The sequence below is a fragment of the Streptomyces sp. NPDC052701 genome (genome assembly GCF_040678355.1).
Lineage (GTDB): Bacteria > Actinomycetota > Actinomycetes > Streptomycetales > Streptomycetaceae > Streptomyces.
This window is the reverse complement of sequence record NZ_JBFATO010000041.1, coordinates 37,010-53,902: the sequence shown is the minus strand read 5'-3', so window position 1 is coordinate 53,902 and position 16,893 is coordinate 37,010. Positions and strand designations below refer to the sequence as shown.

At 72.4% G+C, this 16,893-nt stretch carries 16 protein-coding genes; 10 read left to right on the top strand and 6 right to left on the bottom strand.

Translation table 11 applies throughout. The features are described 5' to 3' along the window. Positions 1-3 precede the first annotated feature (3 nt). Complete coding sequence (locus AB0L29_RS31130) at positions 4-1,500, bottom strand: oligopeptide:H+ symporter (protein WP_365831900.1); 1,497 nt, start codon at positions 1,498-1,500, stop codon at positions 4-6. Positions 1,501-2,009: 509 nt separating this feature from the next. Here AB0L29_RS31130 and AB0L29_RS31125 point away from each other — a divergent pair. Further along, positions 2,010-2,687 (top strand): response regulator transcription factor, encoded by a 678-nt coding sequence (locus tag AB0L29_RS31125; protein ID WP_365831898.1) that lies wholly within the window; start codon positions 2,010-2,012, stop codon positions 2,685-2,687. Between the two features lie 74 nt (positions 2,688-2,761). Continuing rightward, positions 2,762-4,033, top strand: a complete 1,272-nt coding sequence (locus tag AB0L29_RS31120) for an ATP-binding protein (RefSeq protein WP_365831896.1) — start codon at positions 2,762-2,764, stop codon at positions 4,031-4,033. A 204-nt stretch (positions 4,034-4,237) separates the two neighbouring features. Here AB0L29_RS31120 and AB0L29_RS31115 read toward each other — a convergent pair whose 3' ends face one another. Continuing rightward, positions 4,238-4,780 carry a GtrA family protein gene (locus AB0L29_RS31115; RefSeq protein ID WP_365831894.1) on the bottom strand — a complete coding sequence of 181 codons (543 nt, stop codon included), beginning with the start codon at positions 4,778-4,780 and terminating at the stop codon, positions 4,238-4,240. Positions 4,781-4,933: 153 nt separating this feature from the next. Here AB0L29_RS31115 and AB0L29_RS31110 point away from each other — a divergent pair, with 153 nt between their 5' ends. The 3 genes from AB0L29_RS31110 to AB0L29_RS31100 all read left to right on the top strand — a co-directional run bounded on the left by AB0L29_RS31110 (position 4,934) and on the right by AB0L29_RS31100 (position 7,862). After that, entirely contained in the window at positions 4,934-6,073 is a 1,140-nt protein-coding gene (locus AB0L29_RS31110) for a 5-(carboxyamino)imidazole ribonucleotide synthase (RefSeq protein WP_365831892.1), read from the top strand. Between the two features lie 77 nt (positions 6,074-6,150). After that, positions 6,151-6,651, top strand: a complete 501-nt coding sequence (gene purE, locus AB0L29_RS31105; RefSeq protein WP_365831923.1) for a 5-(carboxyamino)imidazole ribonucleotide mutase — start codon at positions 6,151-6,153, stop codon at positions 6,649-6,651. Positions 6,652-6,656: 5 nt separating this feature from the next. Further along, on the top strand, positions 6,657-7,862 hold the full coding sequence (locus AB0L29_RS31100; protein ID WP_365831890.1) for a dipeptidase: 1,206 nt from the start codon (positions 6,657-6,659) through the stop codon (positions 7,860-7,862). On the opposite strand, the gene AB0L29_RS31095 is transcribed toward AB0L29_RS31100, so the two are convergent. After that, positions 7,784-8,926 (bottom strand): alkene reductase, encoded by a 1,143-nt coding sequence (locus tag AB0L29_RS31095; RefSeq protein ID WP_365831888.1) that lies wholly within the window; start codon positions 8,924-8,926, stop codon positions 7,784-7,786. The two genes, AB0L29_RS31100 and AB0L29_RS31095, sit on opposite strands and share 79 nt — an antisense overlap. Positions 8,927-8,979: 53 nt before the next feature. On the opposite strand from AB0L29_RS31095, the gene AB0L29_RS31090 reads away from it, so the two are divergent. Together AB0L29_RS31090 and AB0L29_RS31085 are read left to right on the top strand one after the other, a co-directional pair. Next, on the top strand, positions 8,980-9,351 hold the full coding sequence (locus AB0L29_RS31090) for a MerR family transcriptional regulator (protein ID WP_365831921.1): 372 nt from the start codon (positions 8,980-8,982) through the stop codon (positions 9,349-9,351). A 139-nt stretch (positions 9,352-9,490) separates the two neighbouring features. Further along, positions 9,491-10,666, top strand: a complete 1,176-nt coding sequence (locus AB0L29_RS31085; protein WP_365831886.1) for a dipeptidase — start codon at positions 9,491-9,493, stop codon at positions 10,664-10,666. Here AB0L29_RS31085 and AB0L29_RS31080 read toward each other — a convergent pair. Both AB0L29_RS31080 and AB0L29_RS31075 read right to left on the bottom strand, forming a co-directional pair. Then, entirely contained in the window at positions 10,663-11,052 is a 390-nt protein-coding gene (locus tag AB0L29_RS31080) for a VOC family protein (protein WP_365831884.1), read from the bottom strand. The genes AB0L29_RS31085 and AB0L29_RS31080 overlap by 4 nt on opposite strands. Positions 11,053-11,663: 611 nt before the next feature. Further along, on the bottom strand, positions 11,664-13,007 hold the full coding sequence (locus AB0L29_RS31075) for a UDP-glucose/GDP-mannose dehydrogenase family protein (RefSeq protein WP_365831882.1): 1,344 nt from the start codon (positions 13,005-13,007) through the stop codon (positions 11,664-11,666). Between the two features lie 187 nt (positions 13,008-13,194). Between AB0L29_RS31075 and AB0L29_RS31070 the strand changes: the two genes are divergently transcribed. Further along, positions 13,195-14,352, top strand: coding sequence for an acyl-CoA dehydrogenase (locus tag AB0L29_RS31070; protein WP_365831880.1), 1,158 nt, complete (start codon positions 13,195-13,197; stop codon positions 14,350-14,352). Positions 14,353-14,495: 143 nt separating this feature from the next. Continuing rightward, positions 14,496-14,861, top strand: a complete 366-nt coding sequence (locus AB0L29_RS31065) for a four-helix bundle copper-binding protein (protein ID WP_365831879.1) — start codon at positions 14,496-14,498, stop codon at positions 14,859-14,861. A gap of 52 nt (positions 14,862-14,913) precedes the next feature. Here the strand turns inward: AB0L29_RS31065 and AB0L29_RS31060 are convergent, their stop codons facing one another. Then, a complete protein-coding gene (locus tag AB0L29_RS31060) occupies positions 14,914-16,179 on the bottom strand; it encodes an LCP family protein (protein ID WP_365831877.1) in 1,266 nt (421 codons plus the stop codon). A gap of 120 nt (positions 16,180-16,299) precedes the next feature. Here AB0L29_RS31060 and AB0L29_RS31055 point away from each other — a divergent pair, with 120 nt between their 5' ends. Beyond that, on the top strand, positions 16,300-16,857 hold the full coding sequence (locus tag AB0L29_RS31055) for an acyl-CoA thioesterase (RefSeq protein ID WP_365831875.1): 558 nt from the start codon (positions 16,300-16,302) through the stop codon (positions 16,855-16,857). Positions 16,858-16,893 lie beyond the last annotated feature (36 nt).

Below are 16,893 nucleotides of genomic sequence, written 5' to 3'. Positions count from 1 at the left end.
GTCTCAGCGGACGTCGCCCATGAGCTCCTTGACCTTGTTGCGGTACATCCACACCGCGCCGCCGGCGACCACGGCGAGCGTGGCCTCCAGGGCCACCACGCCCGTCTTGTTCAGGTCGACGCCGGCGATGGAGAGCAGACCGGTCGTGGCGTCACCGGCGGTGACGGCCAGGAACCAGACGCCCATCATCTGGGAGGCGTACTTGGCCGGGGCCATCTTCGTGGTGACCGACAGGCCGACCGGGGAGAGCAGCAGCTCGCCGACGGTCTGGACGAAGTAGATCGCCACCAGCCACAGCGCGGCCGCCTTGTGGCCGCCGTCCGCGATGGCCAGCGGAGCCAGGAAGAGGAAGAAGGACACGCCGACCAGGGTCAGGCCCGAGGCGAACTTCACGATCGTGCCGGGCTCCTTGCCGCGCCGGTTCAGCGCCAGCCAGAACCAGGCGAAGACCGGGGCCAGCGCCATGATCAGGACCGGGTTGACCGACTGGTACCAGGAGACCGGGAACTCCCAGCCGAGGACGCTGTTCTCGGCGGAGGAGTCGGCGAACAGGGCCAGCGTCGAGGCGCCCTGGTCGTAGATCATCCAGAAGACGGCCGCGGCGACGAAGAACCAGATGTACGCCGACATCTTGGACTGCTCGGGGCGGTCCAGCTCCCTGTCGCGCTTGATGCGGACCAGGACCAGGGTCGGGATGATCACACCGAGCAGGGTCAGCGGGACCAGGACCCAGTTCAGCGTGTAGTGGCCGGAGAAACCGAGGACCGTGTAGGCGACGGCGGCGATGCCCGCCCAGAGCGCGGCCTTGCGCAGGGTCGAGGCCTTCTCGTCGGCGGACAGCGGCTTCGGGACGACGCTGGAGTGCGGGTCCAGGTGGCGGCTGCCGAGCAGGAACTGCGCGAGGCCCAGCGCCATGCCGAGGGCGGCGAGCGCGAAGCCCAGGTGCCAGTCGACGCTCTCGCCGACGGTGCCGATCACCAGCGGCGCGGCGAAGGCGCCGAGGTTGATGCCCATGTAGAAGACGGTGAAGCCGCCGTCGCGGCGCGGGTCGTCCGGGCCGTCGTAGAGGTGGCCGACCATCGTGGAGATGTTGGCCTTGAGCAGGCCCGAGCCGATGGCGACCAGGGCGAGGCCCGCGTAGAAGGTGCCCGAGGAGGGCAGCGCCAGCGTGAGGTGGCCGAGCATGATGACCGTGCCGGCGACGGCGACGGTCTTGCGGGGACCCCAGACCCGGTCGCCGAACCAGCCGCCCGGCATCGCGAGCAGGTACACCAGCGACACGTACACCGAGTAGATCGCGGTCGCGGTGCCGGCGCTCAGGTGCAGGCCGCCCGGAGCGACGAGATACAGCGGGAGCAGAGCCCTCATGCCGTAGTAGGAGAAGCGCTCCCACATCTCGGTCATGAAGAGGGTGGCCAGTCCGCGGGGGTGGCCGAAGAAGGTCCGCTCGGAGCCGGGGGTGCCCGGGGTGACCGAGTCCTTCGTCAGGCTGGACGCCATGGTCGATCCTTGCTGGTCGGGACGCGCCGCACGAGGGTGCGCGCCCGGTGGGGGCGGCCGGCACCGGCGGGCCGTGCCGAACCACCCCACGCCCAGGGGAGTCCGCTCCGGGTCACGGAGCGGCGGACGGCGTCCACCGGGATCCACGCCTCTACGCGCGTCGATGCGCTGCGAGGCCCGGCCACAGGTCATTGCGTGAAGGGCCGGCCGGAACCGGCCCGCACACGAAAGAGACCCCCAGCGTCGAATGCCGCCGAAGGTCCCCACGGTGCAACAGGCGTTGATTCACCATACGGCAGGACACCACCGGATATAAAAGGACTTGAGACATGGATCACAGGTTTCAAGGGAACCGTAGGCGCTGATTCGAAGGTCGATCACAGGATCGCACCCCACAGGCGGAGGTTCGCACCAGGAAGCCCGAAGGTAAGAAGCAGGTGTGCCGACGGTGAGAACCGGGGTTTTCGATCACACCTCGGCCCCCGCCGCGGCGGGACTACCATCACTTCATGACCCGAGTACTGCTCGCCGAGGACGACGCGTCCATCTCGGAACCGCTGGCCCGCGCCCTGCGCCGGGAGGGGTACGAGGTCGAGGTACGCGAGGACGGACCCACCGCGCTGGACGCCGGGATGCAGGGCGGCGTGGACCTGGTGGTGCTCGACCTGGGACTGCCCGGCATGGACGGGCTGGAGGTGGCCCGGCGGCTGCGCGCCGAGGGGCACACCGTGCCGGTCCTCATCCTGACCGCGCGCGCCGACGAGGTGGACACCGTCGTCGGACTCGACGCGGGCGCCGACGACTACGTCACCAAGCCGTTCCGGCTCGCCGAGCTGCTCGCCCGGGTCCGTGCCCTGCTGCGGCGCGGCGCCGCCGAGCCGCAGCAGCCGCCCGCCACGCACGGCGTGCGCATCGACGTCGAGTCGCACCGCGCCTGGATGGGCGACGAGGAGCTGCAGCTCACCGCCAAGGAGTTCGACCTGCTGCGGGTCCTGGTGCGGGACGCCGGGCGGGTCGTCACGCGGGACCAGCTCATGCGCGAGGTCTGGGACACCACCTGGTGGTCGTCGACCAAGACCCTCGACATGCACATCTCCTGGCTGCGCAAGAAGCTCGGGGACGACGCGGCCAACCCCCGTTACATCGCCACCGTGCGCGGCGTGGGGTTCCGCTTCGAGAAGAGCTGAGCCCCGCCGGGGTTCGTGTCGGGAAGGGCCGGACCCCGCGCAGGGTGTTCCCCGGCTGATTCGGGTGAGAGGTCATGCGCCGTCGACTGATCCAGTCCACGCTCGCCGTGGTACTCGTCGTGATCGCCGTCTTCGGCGTCTCCCTCGTCATCGTCGAGACCCGGACGATCAGCAACAGCGCCCAGGACCGGGTGGAGTCCGAGGCGGTCCGGCTGGCCAGCATCGTGGACAGCCGGCTGCTGATCGCGGAGCACGTCGACGCGGAGGTGCTGCGCGGCCAGATCACGCAGGACCGCTACGCCGTGATCAGGATCCCGGAGCGGCGGCCCATCGAGATCGGCACCAGGCCCGACGGCGACGTCATCAGCGCCACGGCCCCGGGCGAGGAGGGCGAGACCGTCACCGTCCAGGAGCCGCGTTCCTCGGTGACCCGGGAGGTCGGCCGTACGCTGACGATCATCGTGCTGGTCGCGCTGCTGGCGGTGATCGCCGCGGTGGTGCTGGCCATCCGCCAGGCCAACCGGCTGGCCTCCCCGCTGACCGACCTGGCGGAGACCGCCGAACGCCTCGGCTCGGGAGACCCGCGCCCGCGGCACAAGCGCTACGGCGTGCCGGAACTGGACCGGGTCGCGGACGTGCTGGACGCCTCCGCCGAGCGCATCGCGCGCATGCTCACCGCCGAGCGGCGGCTGGCCGCCGACGCCTCCCACCAGCTGCGCACACCGCTGACGGCGCTGTCGATGCGGCTGGAGGAGATCACCCTCACCGAGGACCTGCACACGGTGAAGGAGGAGGCGACCATCGCGCTGACGCAGGTGGAGCGGCTGACGGACGTGGTCGAGCGGCTGCTGACGAACTCCCGCGACCCGCGCACCGGCTCCGCCGTCACCTTCGACCTCGACGAGGTCATCCAGCAGCAGCTCGCCGAGTGGCGGCCGGCGTACCGCAGCGCGGGACGGGCCATCGTCAGCTCGGGGAAACGGCACCTGCAGGCGGTGGGGACGCCGGGGGCGGTCGCGCAGGTGCTGGCCGCGCTGATCGAGAACTCGCTGATGCACGGAGGCGGGACGGTGGCGCTGCGCACGCGGGTCACCGGGAACCAGGCGGTCATCGAGGTGACGGACGAGGGACCCGGCGTGCCCGCGGACCTCGGGGCGCGGATCTTCGAGCGGGCGATCAGCGGCCGCAACTCCACCGGCATCGGGCTGGCGGTGGCGCGGGACCTGGCCGAGGCGGACGGCGGCCGGCTGGAGATGCTCCAGGCCAAGCCGGCGGTGTTCGGGCTGTTCCTGTCGCGTACGCCGCCGTCGGAGAAGACGGACGGGGGCGGGCCGACGGTCCGCTAGGGCCTGTCGTTCGGATCGGGCCGGCTGTGAGGTGCGGCACATCTCAGCCGACCCGAGCGGGGCCTGGTGCGTGCAGGTGCAAGGCGGAAGAGAGAGTCGACGCGCAGCGTCGGCGGCCGACGGCAACGCCGCGGATGTGCGTGCCGGGCCCCGCGACGCCGGGGTGATCCGAACGACAGGGCCCGGGCCCCGGGTTCCGGGGCCTTACGGGACCCGCTGCCCCGCCCCGGGCTTCTCCCGGGCCTTCCTCCTCAGGAACGATTCCGCGTCGGCCACCGCGCCCGCGGACGGCAGTGCGCGGAACACCCAGGTGCGGTAGGACCAGAAGCGGAACAGGGTCGCGATGCCGATGCCGAGGAACTTGAAGACGTTGTTCTGGAGCGGGCTGTTCCAGCCGAAGCCGTACGTCGCGACGTACAGGACGCCGTTCTCGATCACCAGGCCGGCCACGCTGAACAGCAGGAACAGGGAGAGCTCCCGCGTGCGGCCGCTCTTGTCGCGGTCCCGGTAGGCGAAGTAGCGGAAGCCCAGGTAGTTGAAGACGATGGCGACCACGGTCGCGACGACGCTCGCCCGCACCACCTGGAGGTCGGTCGTGTGCCGCACCAGGTTGAACACGCCGAGGTTGACGAGCAGGCCGGCGCCGCCCACCGCGCCGAACTTGGCGAGCTCGCGCACCAGCCGGTCGACGCGCTGCCGTACGGCGCTCGGGGGCGCCGGGCGGGGCCCCGAGGAACCATGTCCCATGGTCGTGCAGGCCCCCGTCCGTCGGTCGGCGTCAACCCAGCCATGCTAACCACCCACCCGCGCGATCTTCCTGCGGACGGGCGCGCGGGGGCCGGGGAACGTCCGGGAAGGGCGGGAAACCGACCCCCGCGCCACGGCCGATACCCTAGGGGTGTGACATTTCCGGTAGTCGGCATGGTCGGCGGAGGCCAGCTCGCTCGTATGACCCACGAGGCGGGCATCCCGCTCGGCATCAGGTTCAAGCTCCTCAGTGACACTCCTCAGGACTCCGCGGCGCAGGTCGTGAACGACGTCGTCATCGGCGACTATCGCGACCTGGAGACGCTGCGCGCCTTCGCACGCGGCTGTGACGTGATCACCTTCGATCACGAGCACGTGCCCACCGAGCACCTGCGGGCCCTGGAGGCGGACGGCATCCCCGTGCGCCCGGGCCCGGACGCGCTCGTGCACGCCCAGGACAAGGGCGTGATGCGCGCGAAGCTCACCGCGATCGGCGTGCCGTGCCCGCGGCACCGCATCGTCTCCGATCCGGACGACGTGGCCGCCTTCGCCGCGGAGGGGGACGGCTTCCCGGTCGTCCTCAAGACCGTCCGAGGTGGCTACGACGGCAAGGGCGTGTGGGTGGTGGACTCCGTCGAGGAGGCCGCCGAGCCCTTCCGCGCCGGTGTGCCCGTCCTCGCCGAGGAGAAGGTCGACTTCGTGCGCGAGCTCGCCGCCAACGTCGTGCGCTCGCCGCACGGGCAGGCCGTGGCCTACCCGGTCGTGGAGTCGCGGCAGGTGAACGGCGTCTGCGACACGGTGATCGCCCCCGCCCCCGGCCTCGACGAGTCCCTCGCCCTGCAGGCCGAGCGGATGGCCCTGGACATCGCCAAGGAGCTCGGCGTGGTCGGCCACCTCGCCGTCGAGCTGTTCCAGACCCGCGACGGCCGCATCCTCGTCAACGAGCTCGCGATGCGCCCGCACAACTCGGGCCACTGGACGATGGACGGCGCGATCACCTCCCAGTTCGCCAACCATGTCCGGGCCGTCCTGGACCTGCCGCTCGGCGACCCGCGCCCGCGCGCGAAGTGGACGGTGATGGTCAACGTCCTCGGCGGCGACTACCCGGACATGTACTCCGCGTACCTGCACTGCATGGCCCGCGACCCCCGGCTGAAGATCCACATGTACGGCAAGGACGTGAAGCCCGGCCGCAAGGTCGGCCACGTCAACACCTACGGCGACGACCTGGACGACGTGCTGGAGCGCGCCCGTCACGCAGCCGGTTACCTGAGAGGCACGATCACCGAATGAGCCCCGCCCACCCGTCGCCCGGCCACAGTCCCTCGGCGAGCGCCGACGCGCGCCCCCTTCCCCTGGTGGGCATCGTCATGGGGTCGGACTCCGACTGGCCCGTCATGGAGGCGGCGGCCAAGGCCCTCGACGAGTTCGAGGTCGGCTACGAGGTCGACGTCGTCTCCGCGCACCGGATGCCGCGCGAGATGATCGCGTACGGGGAGCAGGCCGCCGGGCGCGGGCTGAAGGTGATCATCGCCGGGGCGGGCGGCGCCGCCCACCTGCCCGGCATGCTCGCCTCCGTCACCCCGCTGCCGGTCATCGGCGTGCCCGTGCCGCTGAAGTACCTCGACGGCATGGACTCCCTGCTGTCGATCGTGCAGATGCCGGCCGGCGTCCCGGTCGCGACCGTCTCCGTCGGCGGTGCCCGCAACGCGGGTCTGCTCGCGGCCCGGATCCTCGCCGCGCACGACGAGGACCTCCTGCAGCGGATGCGCGACTTCCAGCAGGACCTGAACGACCAGGCCACCGAGAAGGGCAGGCGACTGCGGTCCAAGGTCGAGGGCGCGGGCAGCGGCTTCGGCTTCGGAAAGTGACGCCCGTGACCTCCCTCGACGAGGCCCGCGCGCTGCTGGCCGAGTTCCCCGTCGCCGACGGGCACAACGACCTGCCCTGGGCGCTGCGCGAGCAGGTCCGCTACGACCTCGACGCCCGGGACATCTCCGTCCGCCAGGGCGCCTGGCTGCACACCGACCTCCCGCGGCTGCGCGAGGGCGGGGTCGGCGCGCAGTTCTGGTCGGTGTACGTCCCCGCGGACTCGCCCGACCCGGTCACGGCCACCCTGGAGCAGATCGACTGCGTACGGCAGCTGCTGGCCCGGTACCCGCAGGACCTGGCCCCCGCCCTGACGGCCGCCGACATGGAGGCCGCGCGCGGGCAGGGCCGGATCGCCTCCCTGATGGGCGCGGAGGGCGGGCACTGCGTCGCCGGCTCCCTCGGCACCCTGCGGGGGCTGTACGCGCTGGGCGTGCGGTACCTGACCCTCACCCACAACGACAACGTGGCGTGGGCGGACTCAGCGACCGACGAGCCGGGCGTCGGCGGGCTGTCGGCCTTCGGCCGCGAGGTCGTCCGCGAGATGAACCGGCTCGGCATGCTGGTGGACCTCTCGCACGTCGCCGCCACCACCATGCGCGACGCCCTGGACACCAGCTCCGCGCCGGTGATCTTCTCCCACTCCTCGTCCCGGGCCGTGTGCGACCATCCGCGCAACATCCCGGACGACGTGCTGGAGCGGCTGCCCGCCAACGGCGGTGTCGCCATGGTGACGTTCGTGCCGAAGTTCGTGCTCCAGGCGGCCGTGGACTGGACGGCGGCCGCGGACGAGAACATGCGCGCGCACGGCCTGCACCCCCTGGACACCACCCCCGAGGCGATGAAGGTGCACCGCGCCTTCGAGGAGCGGCACCCGCGCCCGGTCGCCACGGCCGCGACGGTCGCCGACCACCTCGACCACATGCGTGAGGTCGCCGGCGTCGACCACCTCGGCATCGGCGGCGACTACGACGGCACGGCCTTCACCCCCGACGGCCTGGACGACGTCTCCGGCTACCCCAACCTGATCGCCGAGCTGCTGGACCGCGGCTGGTCCAAGGCCGACCTGGCCAAGCTGACCTGGAAGAACACGGTACGGGTACTGGGCGCCGCGGAGGACGTGGCGCGCGGCCTTCAGACCACGCGGGCCCCGTCCAACGCCCGCATCGAGGACCTGGACGGCCGAGCCCCGGCCTCATCGAGGGTGGGGTAGTCGGTGTAGCCGGCCGCCCCGCCCACGTACATCAGGTACCGGTCCCTGACCGGGTTGAGCGGCGCGCCCAGCCGCAGCCGCGTCACCAGGTCGGGGTTGGCGAGGAAGGGCCGGCCGAGGGCGATCAGATCGGCCCCGGCGGCCAGCAGGCGGGCGGACTCCCGGTGCACCGCCTCGGTGGAGATCTCCGTCAGCACGGGGTTGGCGACGAGCGTCCGCGGCCAGCTCGCGCGGATCCGCCGGAACAGGGGCGAGTCCGGGTCCGCGTACGCCAGGTGGAGGTAGGCCGGTCCCCGTCCCGCCAGCGCCTCGACGAGCGCGGGGTAGAGCACGTCGGTGTCCGTCTCCCGGATGCCGTTGACGGTGTTCCCCGGGGAGACGCGCACCCCCACCCGGCCGGCGCCGATCTCGGCGGCCACCGCCTCGACCACCTCCACCGCGAACCGGATCCGGCCGGACACCGAACCGCCGTAGCCGTCCGTACGGCGGTTGGTGTTCCCGGCGAGGAACTGGTGCAGCAGGTGGCCGTTGGCCGAGTGCACCTCCACCCCGGCGAAGCCGGCCTCGACGGCGTTGCGGGCGGCGGCCGCGAAGTCGGCGACGGTGACGCGGATGTCGTCGGGGGTCATCTCCCGCGGCACGACGGCCCGCCGGTGCCCCTCGGGCGTGAAGACCGTCCCGGGCAGGGGCACCGGCGAGGGCGCCACCGGCGTCAGGCCGCTGGTCGCCGGATGCCCGACCCGGCCGCCGTGCTGGAGCTGCAGGAACATCGGCCCGCCGCCGACCGCCCGCACGGCGTCCGTCACCCGGCGCCAGCCGGCCACGTGGTCCGGCGTGTGGATCGCGGTGATGTGGGGGTACGTCTGCCCGGTCGCGTTCGGCGTCGAGGCCTCGGCGATGATCAGGCCGGCGGAGGCGCGCTGGGCGTAGTAGGTGGCCATCAGCGGGGTGGGGGTGCCGTCGGCGGCTGCCCGGTTGCGGGTGAGCGGGGCCATCACCAGGCGGTTGGGGAGGTCCAGCCCGAAGAGACGAGCCGGTTCCAGGAGTGCCGTTGTCTTCGTCATGCCCGTACGCTAGAAGCTGACACCGGTGTCAGAATCAAGTCCCGGGGGTGGACGTGCGGATCGGTGAACTGGCCCGGCGGACCGGTGTGAGCGAGCGGTCGCTGCGCTACTACGAGAAGCGGGGACTGCTCGCGTCCGGGCGGACGCCCGGCGGGCACCGCGAGTACCCGGAGGCGGCGGTCGACCGGGTGATCCGGATCCAGGAGCTGTTCGCGGCCGGGCTGTCCAGCGCGAAGGTCGCGCGGCTGCTGCCGTGCATGCGGGACGCCGACGGCGGGCCCTCGGCCGTCGCCACCCCCCGGCTGGTCGCCGACCTCGCCGAGGAGCGCGACCGCATCGACCGGATGATCGCCGACCTGGTCCGCTCCCGGGAGACCCTGGACGAGGTGATCGAGGCGGCGCGGGGGGAGGGCACGGTGGCCTGACCGCGCTCCGCGGCGGCCCGCGGACGCCCCGTCCGCCCGTACCCCCGAACGCCTTACCCACCAGGAAGCCCCCCGGGGCTCCGTGCGACGGTGACCGTACAGCGATCACACACCGAGGTCACGACGTACGGAGCCCGTCATGGCAGATCTCCACGACGACCTGCACCGCGCCACCGAAGTCGGCGAGCTCGACGCCCCGGCCGAGCCGTACCCCGCCGGGGCCGCCGCCCCGGAAGGGCCCCTCGGTCCCGTCCCCGGTCCGGACGACGCCCCGCTGACCCGGGCCCGCGCCCTCCTCACCGCGCACCCCGTCGCCGACGGCTACAACGGCCTGCCGTGGGCGCTCAGGAACCTGCCGTGGTACGACCTGGAACTGGGGGAGAGCACGGTCGACACGGATGTGCCCCGGCTGCGCCGGGGACAGGTGGGAGCGCTGTTCTGCTCGCTGCACCTGCCCGAGGGGCTCGACGGCGACCGGGCGGTCGGCGTCACCCTGGAGCTGCTGGACCTGGTGAAGACGGTGGCCGCGGCCCACGGTGAGGACCTGCGGCTGGTCCGCACCGCGGGGGAGGCCGCCGACGCCCGCAACTGCGGCCGCGTGGCCGTGCTGCTCGGCCCGGCCGGTGCCGCCGCCCTCGGCGACTCCCTCGGCATCCTGCGCCAGCTGCGCACCCTCGGCCTGCGCGTGCTGACGCTGACCGGCGTGCCCTGGGCGGGCACGGACGGGCTGACCCGGTTCGGCGAGGAGGTCGTGCGCGAGATGAACCGGCTCGGCGTGGTCGCCGACCTCTCCGGCGCCTGCGCGCGGACGATCCGCCGGGTCCTCACCGTCTCCAAGGCACCGGTGCTGTGCAGCCGCTCCGCCGCCGGGGCCCTGCGCCCCCACCCGGCCAACCTCTCCGACGACCTCCTCGCCGAGCTGGGCGCGGCGAAGGGCGTGTGCCTGGTGCCGATGGCCGCCGAGCAGACCGGCCCGACCGTCCGGGACGTCGCCGACCACCTCGACCACGTCCGCACGGTCGTCGGCCCGGAGTGCGTCGGCCTGTCCGGCACCTACGACTCCGGGGCCGCCCATCCGCAGGAGCTCGGCGACACCTCCTGCTATCCGCGGCTCGTCGCCGAGCTGCTGCGGCGCGGCTGGGAGGAATCCGACGTGGCCCTGCTGAGCTGGGGCAACGTCCAGCGCGTGCTGCGCGGCGCGGACTTCACCGCCCGCGCCACCCAGCAGCGCCGCGAGCCGTCGACGGCGACCAGGGCCGAGCTGGACGGCCGGGCGGCCCGGACACCGGGCGGACGGCCGGAGCCCGAAGCCTAGGAGTGCTCGATCCGGCAGAGGCAGAACGGATGGCCCGCCGGGTCGGCGTAGACCCGGAAGTCCTTCTTCTCGTAGTCCTCCCGGTCCAGCACCCGCGCCCCCATCGCCAGCACCTCCTCCTCCGCCGCGTCGAGCTCCTCCCAGGTGGAGCCGGCGTCGAAGTCCAGGTGGAACTGCTGGGCGTTGCGGTCCGCCCGCGGCCACTCCGGCGGGGTCAGCCCGGGCGCCCGCTGGAAGGCGAGCCGCGGCCCGTCGGGGATCTGGAGCACGACCCAGTCGGGGTCCTCCTCCCGAGGCGTGCCACCCCCGATCCGCGCGTAGAAACGAGCCAGTTCGAGCGGCTCGGGGCAGTCGAGGACGACGGAACGCAAACGTGCCACAGCCATGCGGCCTCCCGATGTCGGCGGCCTGCGGCAGACGGCCGGCAGGCGCAGGGGCAGAACGGGTGCCCGGCGGGGACCGCGTAAACCCGGAAGCCGCGGGACCGGTCCCCGGTGTCCGGCGACGGTGTTGAGCGGCGGCCCGCAGGCGGCGCGCCCTGCCCGGCCGCCTGCGGGCCGCCGGCGGTCAGGTCCGGGGGAAACCGCCGCGAGCGGCCGGGCGCCGGCCACCGCGGCGGTACGTACCCGGGGGCGGCCTGGGAGGCCGGCGCCGGTCCGCCGGGCACCGTCCGGTCCACCCGGTCGCCCTCGTCCTCGTCCTCGCCCTCGGCCGTCCCGCCGCCGTCACCGAGGCGCCGGTCGCGGGCGTCCGGGCCTCTGCTGAAAGACTGTCGGGCCGCCGACCGCCACCGGGCCCCCTGCGGCCACGGCCCGGCCGGGCGGGGCCGCCGGTGCTCGACGCGGCTGTGCGGGACACGGGCGAAGACGCGCCGGTACCGGGCCGAGGAGGCGTGATCCGGCCGCGGCGCGCGTCCGGTGGTGCAGAATGCAGCAGGACGCCGGTTCGGCCGACTGAGCCTCGGCCGAACCGGCGTCACCCGCCCGGCCGGGCCCGGCTACGCGGCCGGACGTCCCATCGCGCGGTACGTCCAGCCCGCCTTGCGCCACCGCTCCGGGTCGAGGGCGTTGCGCCCGTCCAGGATGATCCGGGCCGCCGCGACCTCGCCGAGGGCCTCCGGGTCCAGCTCGCGGAACTCCCGCCACTCCGTCAGGTGCAGCACGACGTCCGCCCCCCGCACGGCCTCCGGCGCGGAGTCGGCGTAGCCCAGGGTCGGGAAGACGCGGCGGGCGTTGTCCATGCCCTTCGGGTCGTAGACCGTGACCTGCCCGCCCTGGAGGTGGATCTGTCCGGCGACGTTGAGGGCGGGCGAGTCGCGCACGTCGTCCGAGTCGGGCTTGAAGGTCGCGCCGAGCACCGCCACCCGCTTGCCGAGGAACGGGCCGCCGCCCAGCGCCTGCCGGGCCAGCTCCACCATCTGGCCGCGCTGGCGCATGTTGATGGAGTCGATCTCGCGCAGGAAGGTCAGCGCCTGGTCGGCGCCCAGCTCGCCGGCGCGCGCCATGAACGCCCGGATGTCCTTCGGCAGACAGCCCCCGCCGAAGCCGATCCCGGCCCGCAGGAACTTCTTCCCGATCCGGTCGTCGTAGCCGATGGCCTCCGCCAGCCTGGCCACGTCACCGCCCGCCGCCTCGCACACCTCGGCCATGGCGTTGATGAAGGAGATCTTGGTGGCGAGGAAGGAGTTCGCGGCGGTCTTCACCAGCTCGGCAGTGGGGAAGTCGGTGACCACGAAGGGCGAGCCCTCGGCGACCGGCGTCGCGTACACCTCGCGCAGCAGCTTCTCGGCGCGCTCGCTGCGCACGCCGACCACGATCCGGTCCGGGTGCAGCGTGTCCTCGACCGCGAAGCCCTCGCGCAGGAACTCCGGGTTCCAGGCCAGCTCGGCCTCCTCGCCGGCCGGCGCGTGCTCGGCCAGGTAGCGGGCCAGGCGGTCCGCCGAACCGACCGGCACCGTCGACTTGCCGACGACCAGGGCCGGACCCGTCAGGTGCGGTGCCAGGGAGGCGAACGCGGCGTCGACGTACGACATGTCGCAGGCGTACTCGCCGTGCCGCTGCGGGGTGTTGACGCAGACGAAGTGGACGTCGCCGAACGCGCCGGCCTCGGCCCAGTCCATGGTGAAGCGCAGCCGCCCGCTGGAGCCCTCGATCCCGGCGACGTGCCTGCGCAGCAGCTCCTCGAGCCCCGGCTCGTACATCGGGACCTCGCCCCGCCGCAGCTTGTCGATCTTCTCCGGCACGACGTCGAGACCGAGCACCTCGAACCCGAGCTCGGCCATGGCCGCGGCGTGTGTCGCGCCGAGATAACCGGTGCCGATCACGGTGATCTTGAGGGCCATGGGTGCTCCAGGGGTCTGCGGCAGGTGATGCGCGCCCGAGCATATCCGGGGCGTGGGAACGCGCCGCGCCGGGCAACTTCCCGCTGTCACCAAGCTCACGTATCACTCGTGTGGGCGACGTCATAAAATTTTGATTACTTAACGGTAGTTAGCGTCACCGTCGCAGCGTTTTGGAGCGTGAGAGACCTTGGCCGGATCGGCTGACTTCGACCTGTACCGCCCGTCCGAGGAGCACGACATGCTCCGTGACGCCGTCCGCTCGCTGGCCGAGGCGAAGATCGCGCCGCACGCCGCCGCGGTGGACGAGGAGGCCCGCTTCCCGCAGGAGGCGCTCGACGCCCTGGTCGCGGGCGACCTGCACGCCGTGCACGTACCCGAGGAGTACGGCGGCGCGGGCGCCGACGCGCTCGCCACGGTCATCGTGATCGAGGAGGTGGCCCGCGTCTGCGCGTCCTCCTCCCTCATCCCCGCGGTGAACAAGCTGGGCTCGCTGCCGGTGATCCTCTCCGGCTCCGAGGAGCTGAAGAAGAAGTACCTGGCCCCGCTCGCCAAGGGCGACGCGATGTTCTCGTACTGCCTCTCCGAGCCCGAGGCCGGCTCGGACGCGGCCGGCATGAAGACCCGCGCGGTCCGCGACGGCGACCACTGGGTCCTCAACGGCGTCAAGCGCTGGATCACCAACGCGGGCGTCTCCGAGTACTACACGGTCATGGCCGTGACCGACCCCGACAAGCGCTCCAAGGGCATCTCCGCCTTCGTGGTCGAGAAGTCCGACGAGGGCGTCTCCTTCGGCGCCCCCGAGAAGAAGCTCGGCATCAAGGGCTCGCCCACCCGCGAGGTCTACCTGGACAACGTCCGCATCCCCGCCGACCGCATGATCGGCGCGGAGGGCACCGGCTTCGCCACGGCGATGAAGACCCTCGACCACACCCGCATCACCATCGCCGCCCAGGCCCTCGGCATCGCCCAGGGCGCCCTCGACTACGCCAAGGGCTACGTCAAGGAGCGCAAGCAGTTCGGCAAGCCGATCGCCGACTTCCAGGGCATCCAGTTCATGCTCGCCGACATGGCCATGAAGATCTCGGCCGCCCGCGCCCTGACCTACCAGGCCGCCGCCGCCTCCGAGCGCGGCGACGCCGACCTCACCTACCAGGGCGCCGCCGCCAAGTGCTTCGCCTCCGACGTGGCCATGGAGGTCACCACGGACGCGGTCCAGCTCCTCGGCGGGTACGGCTACACCCGGGACTACCCGGTGGAGCGCATGATGCGCGACGCGAAGATCACGCAGATCTACGAAGGCACGAACCAGGTGCAGCGGATCGTGATGGCCCGCAACCTGCCGTAACCGCCCGGCGCGACGAGGCGACGGCCCCCGGCCCCCCGGCCGGGGGCCGTCGCGTCCGCCCCGTGGCGGACCGGGGCGAGGGGGCGTAGGACGGAAGTACCGGGGGCCGATTCCCCGGCCTCCGCCGCCCCCCGGGAGGAACCATGACCCAGCAGCCCGCCGCCACGAGCGCGATGAGCAAGGAGATGCAGGCCTGCGTCGACGCGTGCATGGCCTGCCACACCGTGTGCGAGGAGACCATGAGCTCCTGTCTGCAGATGGGCGGCCAGGCCCAGATGCAGATCATGCGCGCGCTGATGGACTGCGCCGAGACGACCCGCGTGTGCGCCGACATGATGATGCGCCGCTCGCCCATGGCGGCCGAGATGTGCGCGATGTGCGCCCGGGCCTGTGACATGTGCGCCGAGGCGTGTATGTCCATGCCGGACGACGCCCAGATGATGCGCTGCGCGGAGGCGTGCCGCCGCTGTGCGCAGACGTGCCGCGCGATGGCCGGCGCCACCATGTGACGCCTTCCCGGCAGCGGCGGGGTTCCTTCCCGCCGCTGCCGGGCACACCGGCTCAGCCGGCCTGGACGGTGACCTTCTCGTCGTTCTTCAACTGCTCCACCAGCGTCTTCACCTTCGTCATGTCCCACTGGAGGTTGCCGTTGGCGGCGCTGCCCGCGATCGGCATGTTCATCGACTTGCCGTCACCGCCGCTGACGCCCTTCATCGCCCAGAACATCGAGGCCAGGTCCCACAGGCCCATGTCCTTGTCGACGACGAGGGCGTCCAGGCCGGCGCCCATGGTCGGGTAGAGCTTGAAGGGGTTCAGGACCGTGCCCGGCGTCGCCACCTGGTTGGCGAGGGCGGAGAGGAACTTCTGCTGGTTCTTCGTGCGGTCCAGGTCGGAACCGGCCAGCGCGTAGCGGGTGCGGACGAAGGCGAGCGCCTCCTCGCCGTTCAGGGTCTGCTTGCCCTTCTTGAAGTCCGCGCCGGACTTGGTGTCCTTGATGTCCTGCGGGATGTCCATCTCCACGCCGCCGACCGCGTCCACGATGTTCGCGAAGCCGGCGAAGCCGATCTCCACGTAGTGGTCGATGTGCAGGCCCGTGTTGAACTCGACCGTGCGCACCAGCAGCGTCGGCCCGTCGATCGAGTACGCCGCGTTGAGCTTGTTGGCGCCCATCGCGGCCCTGGTCCTGCCGGACTCGGAGCCCTTGAACTCGGGGATCGTGACGTTGGAGTCGCGAGGCAGCGAGATCAGCGTCGGCCCGTTGTCGCCGGTGTGCAGGATCATCATCGAGTCCGTGCGCCTGCCCTCGGCGGACCCGGTGTGCAGCTTCTTCTTCTCCTCGTCGGACATGCCCGCGCGGCTGTCGGAGCCGACGATGAGGTAGTTGGTGCCCTCGCCCTTCTCCGGCCGGTCGATGACCGTGGCGAGGTCGACGTCGCGGTTGAGCTTGGAGTCGGCCCAGAAGTACGTGCCGACGGTCGTCACCAGCAGCACGGCGGCCACGGTGGTCGCCGTCACCTTGATGCGGCGTCCCCGGTTCGGCGCGGGGCGCGGCCCGCCCGGCCGCGCCCCGCCGGGCGTGCCGTAGACCTGTCCGGTGTTGTAGCCGCTGTCGTGGCCGGCCGGGTCGCCGTATCCGCCGTCGACGTACGACGGCTGGTGCGGGACCCCGTGCGGCGGCGCGGCCGGGCCCGGGCCGGGCGGCACCCCCGCGCCGCGGCGGCGCACCTGGCGCATCACACGGGCGCCTTCGGCCTGCGCGCCGCCGCTGCCGCGTCCGTACCGGTCGCCGCGGTTGTGGTCGGACCATCCCTCGGGCCAATCGTTCATGGGCCCCAGTGTGCAGGGCAGGGATGTGTGCCGTACAAGGGTCGTCGGAAAATCAGGGCGGCGCTGTTGCGAAGCTGACACAAATCGGGCGGGTGTCAGGGGCGGCATAAGGTGGAGGCCATGACAGACCAGGCCACGGCCGTGCAGTCGGAGACCCCGGAGATCCCGGGCAAGCCGACCTCGGCGTCCCGCACCACCCTCAGCCACATCATGACCCACAACGACACGAACCTCCTGGGCACCGTGCACGGCGGCGTGATCATGAAACTGGTCGACGACGCGGCGGGCGCGGTGGCCGGGCGGCACTCCGGCGGACCGGCCGTCACCGCGTCCATGGACGAGATGGCCTTCCTGGAGCCGGTCCGCGTCGGTGACCTGGTCCATGTGAAGGCCCAGGTCAACTGGACGGGCCGGACCTCGATGGAGGTCGGCGTCCGGGTCCTGGCCGAGCGCTGGAACGAGTCCGCCCCGCCCACCCAGGTCGGCTCGGCCTACCTGGTCTTCGCGGCGGTGGACGCCGACGGCAGGCCGCGCCGGGTGCCGCCGGTCATCCCCGAGACCGAGCAGGACAAGCGCCGCTACCAGGAGGCCCAGATCCGCCGCACCCACCGGCTGGCCCGCCGCCGCGCGATCATGGAACTGCGGGAGAAGAGGGCGGCCGAGGGCTTCGAGGACTGAGCCGCCCGCCCCGGCGGGACGGGCGCGGGGGTGCCT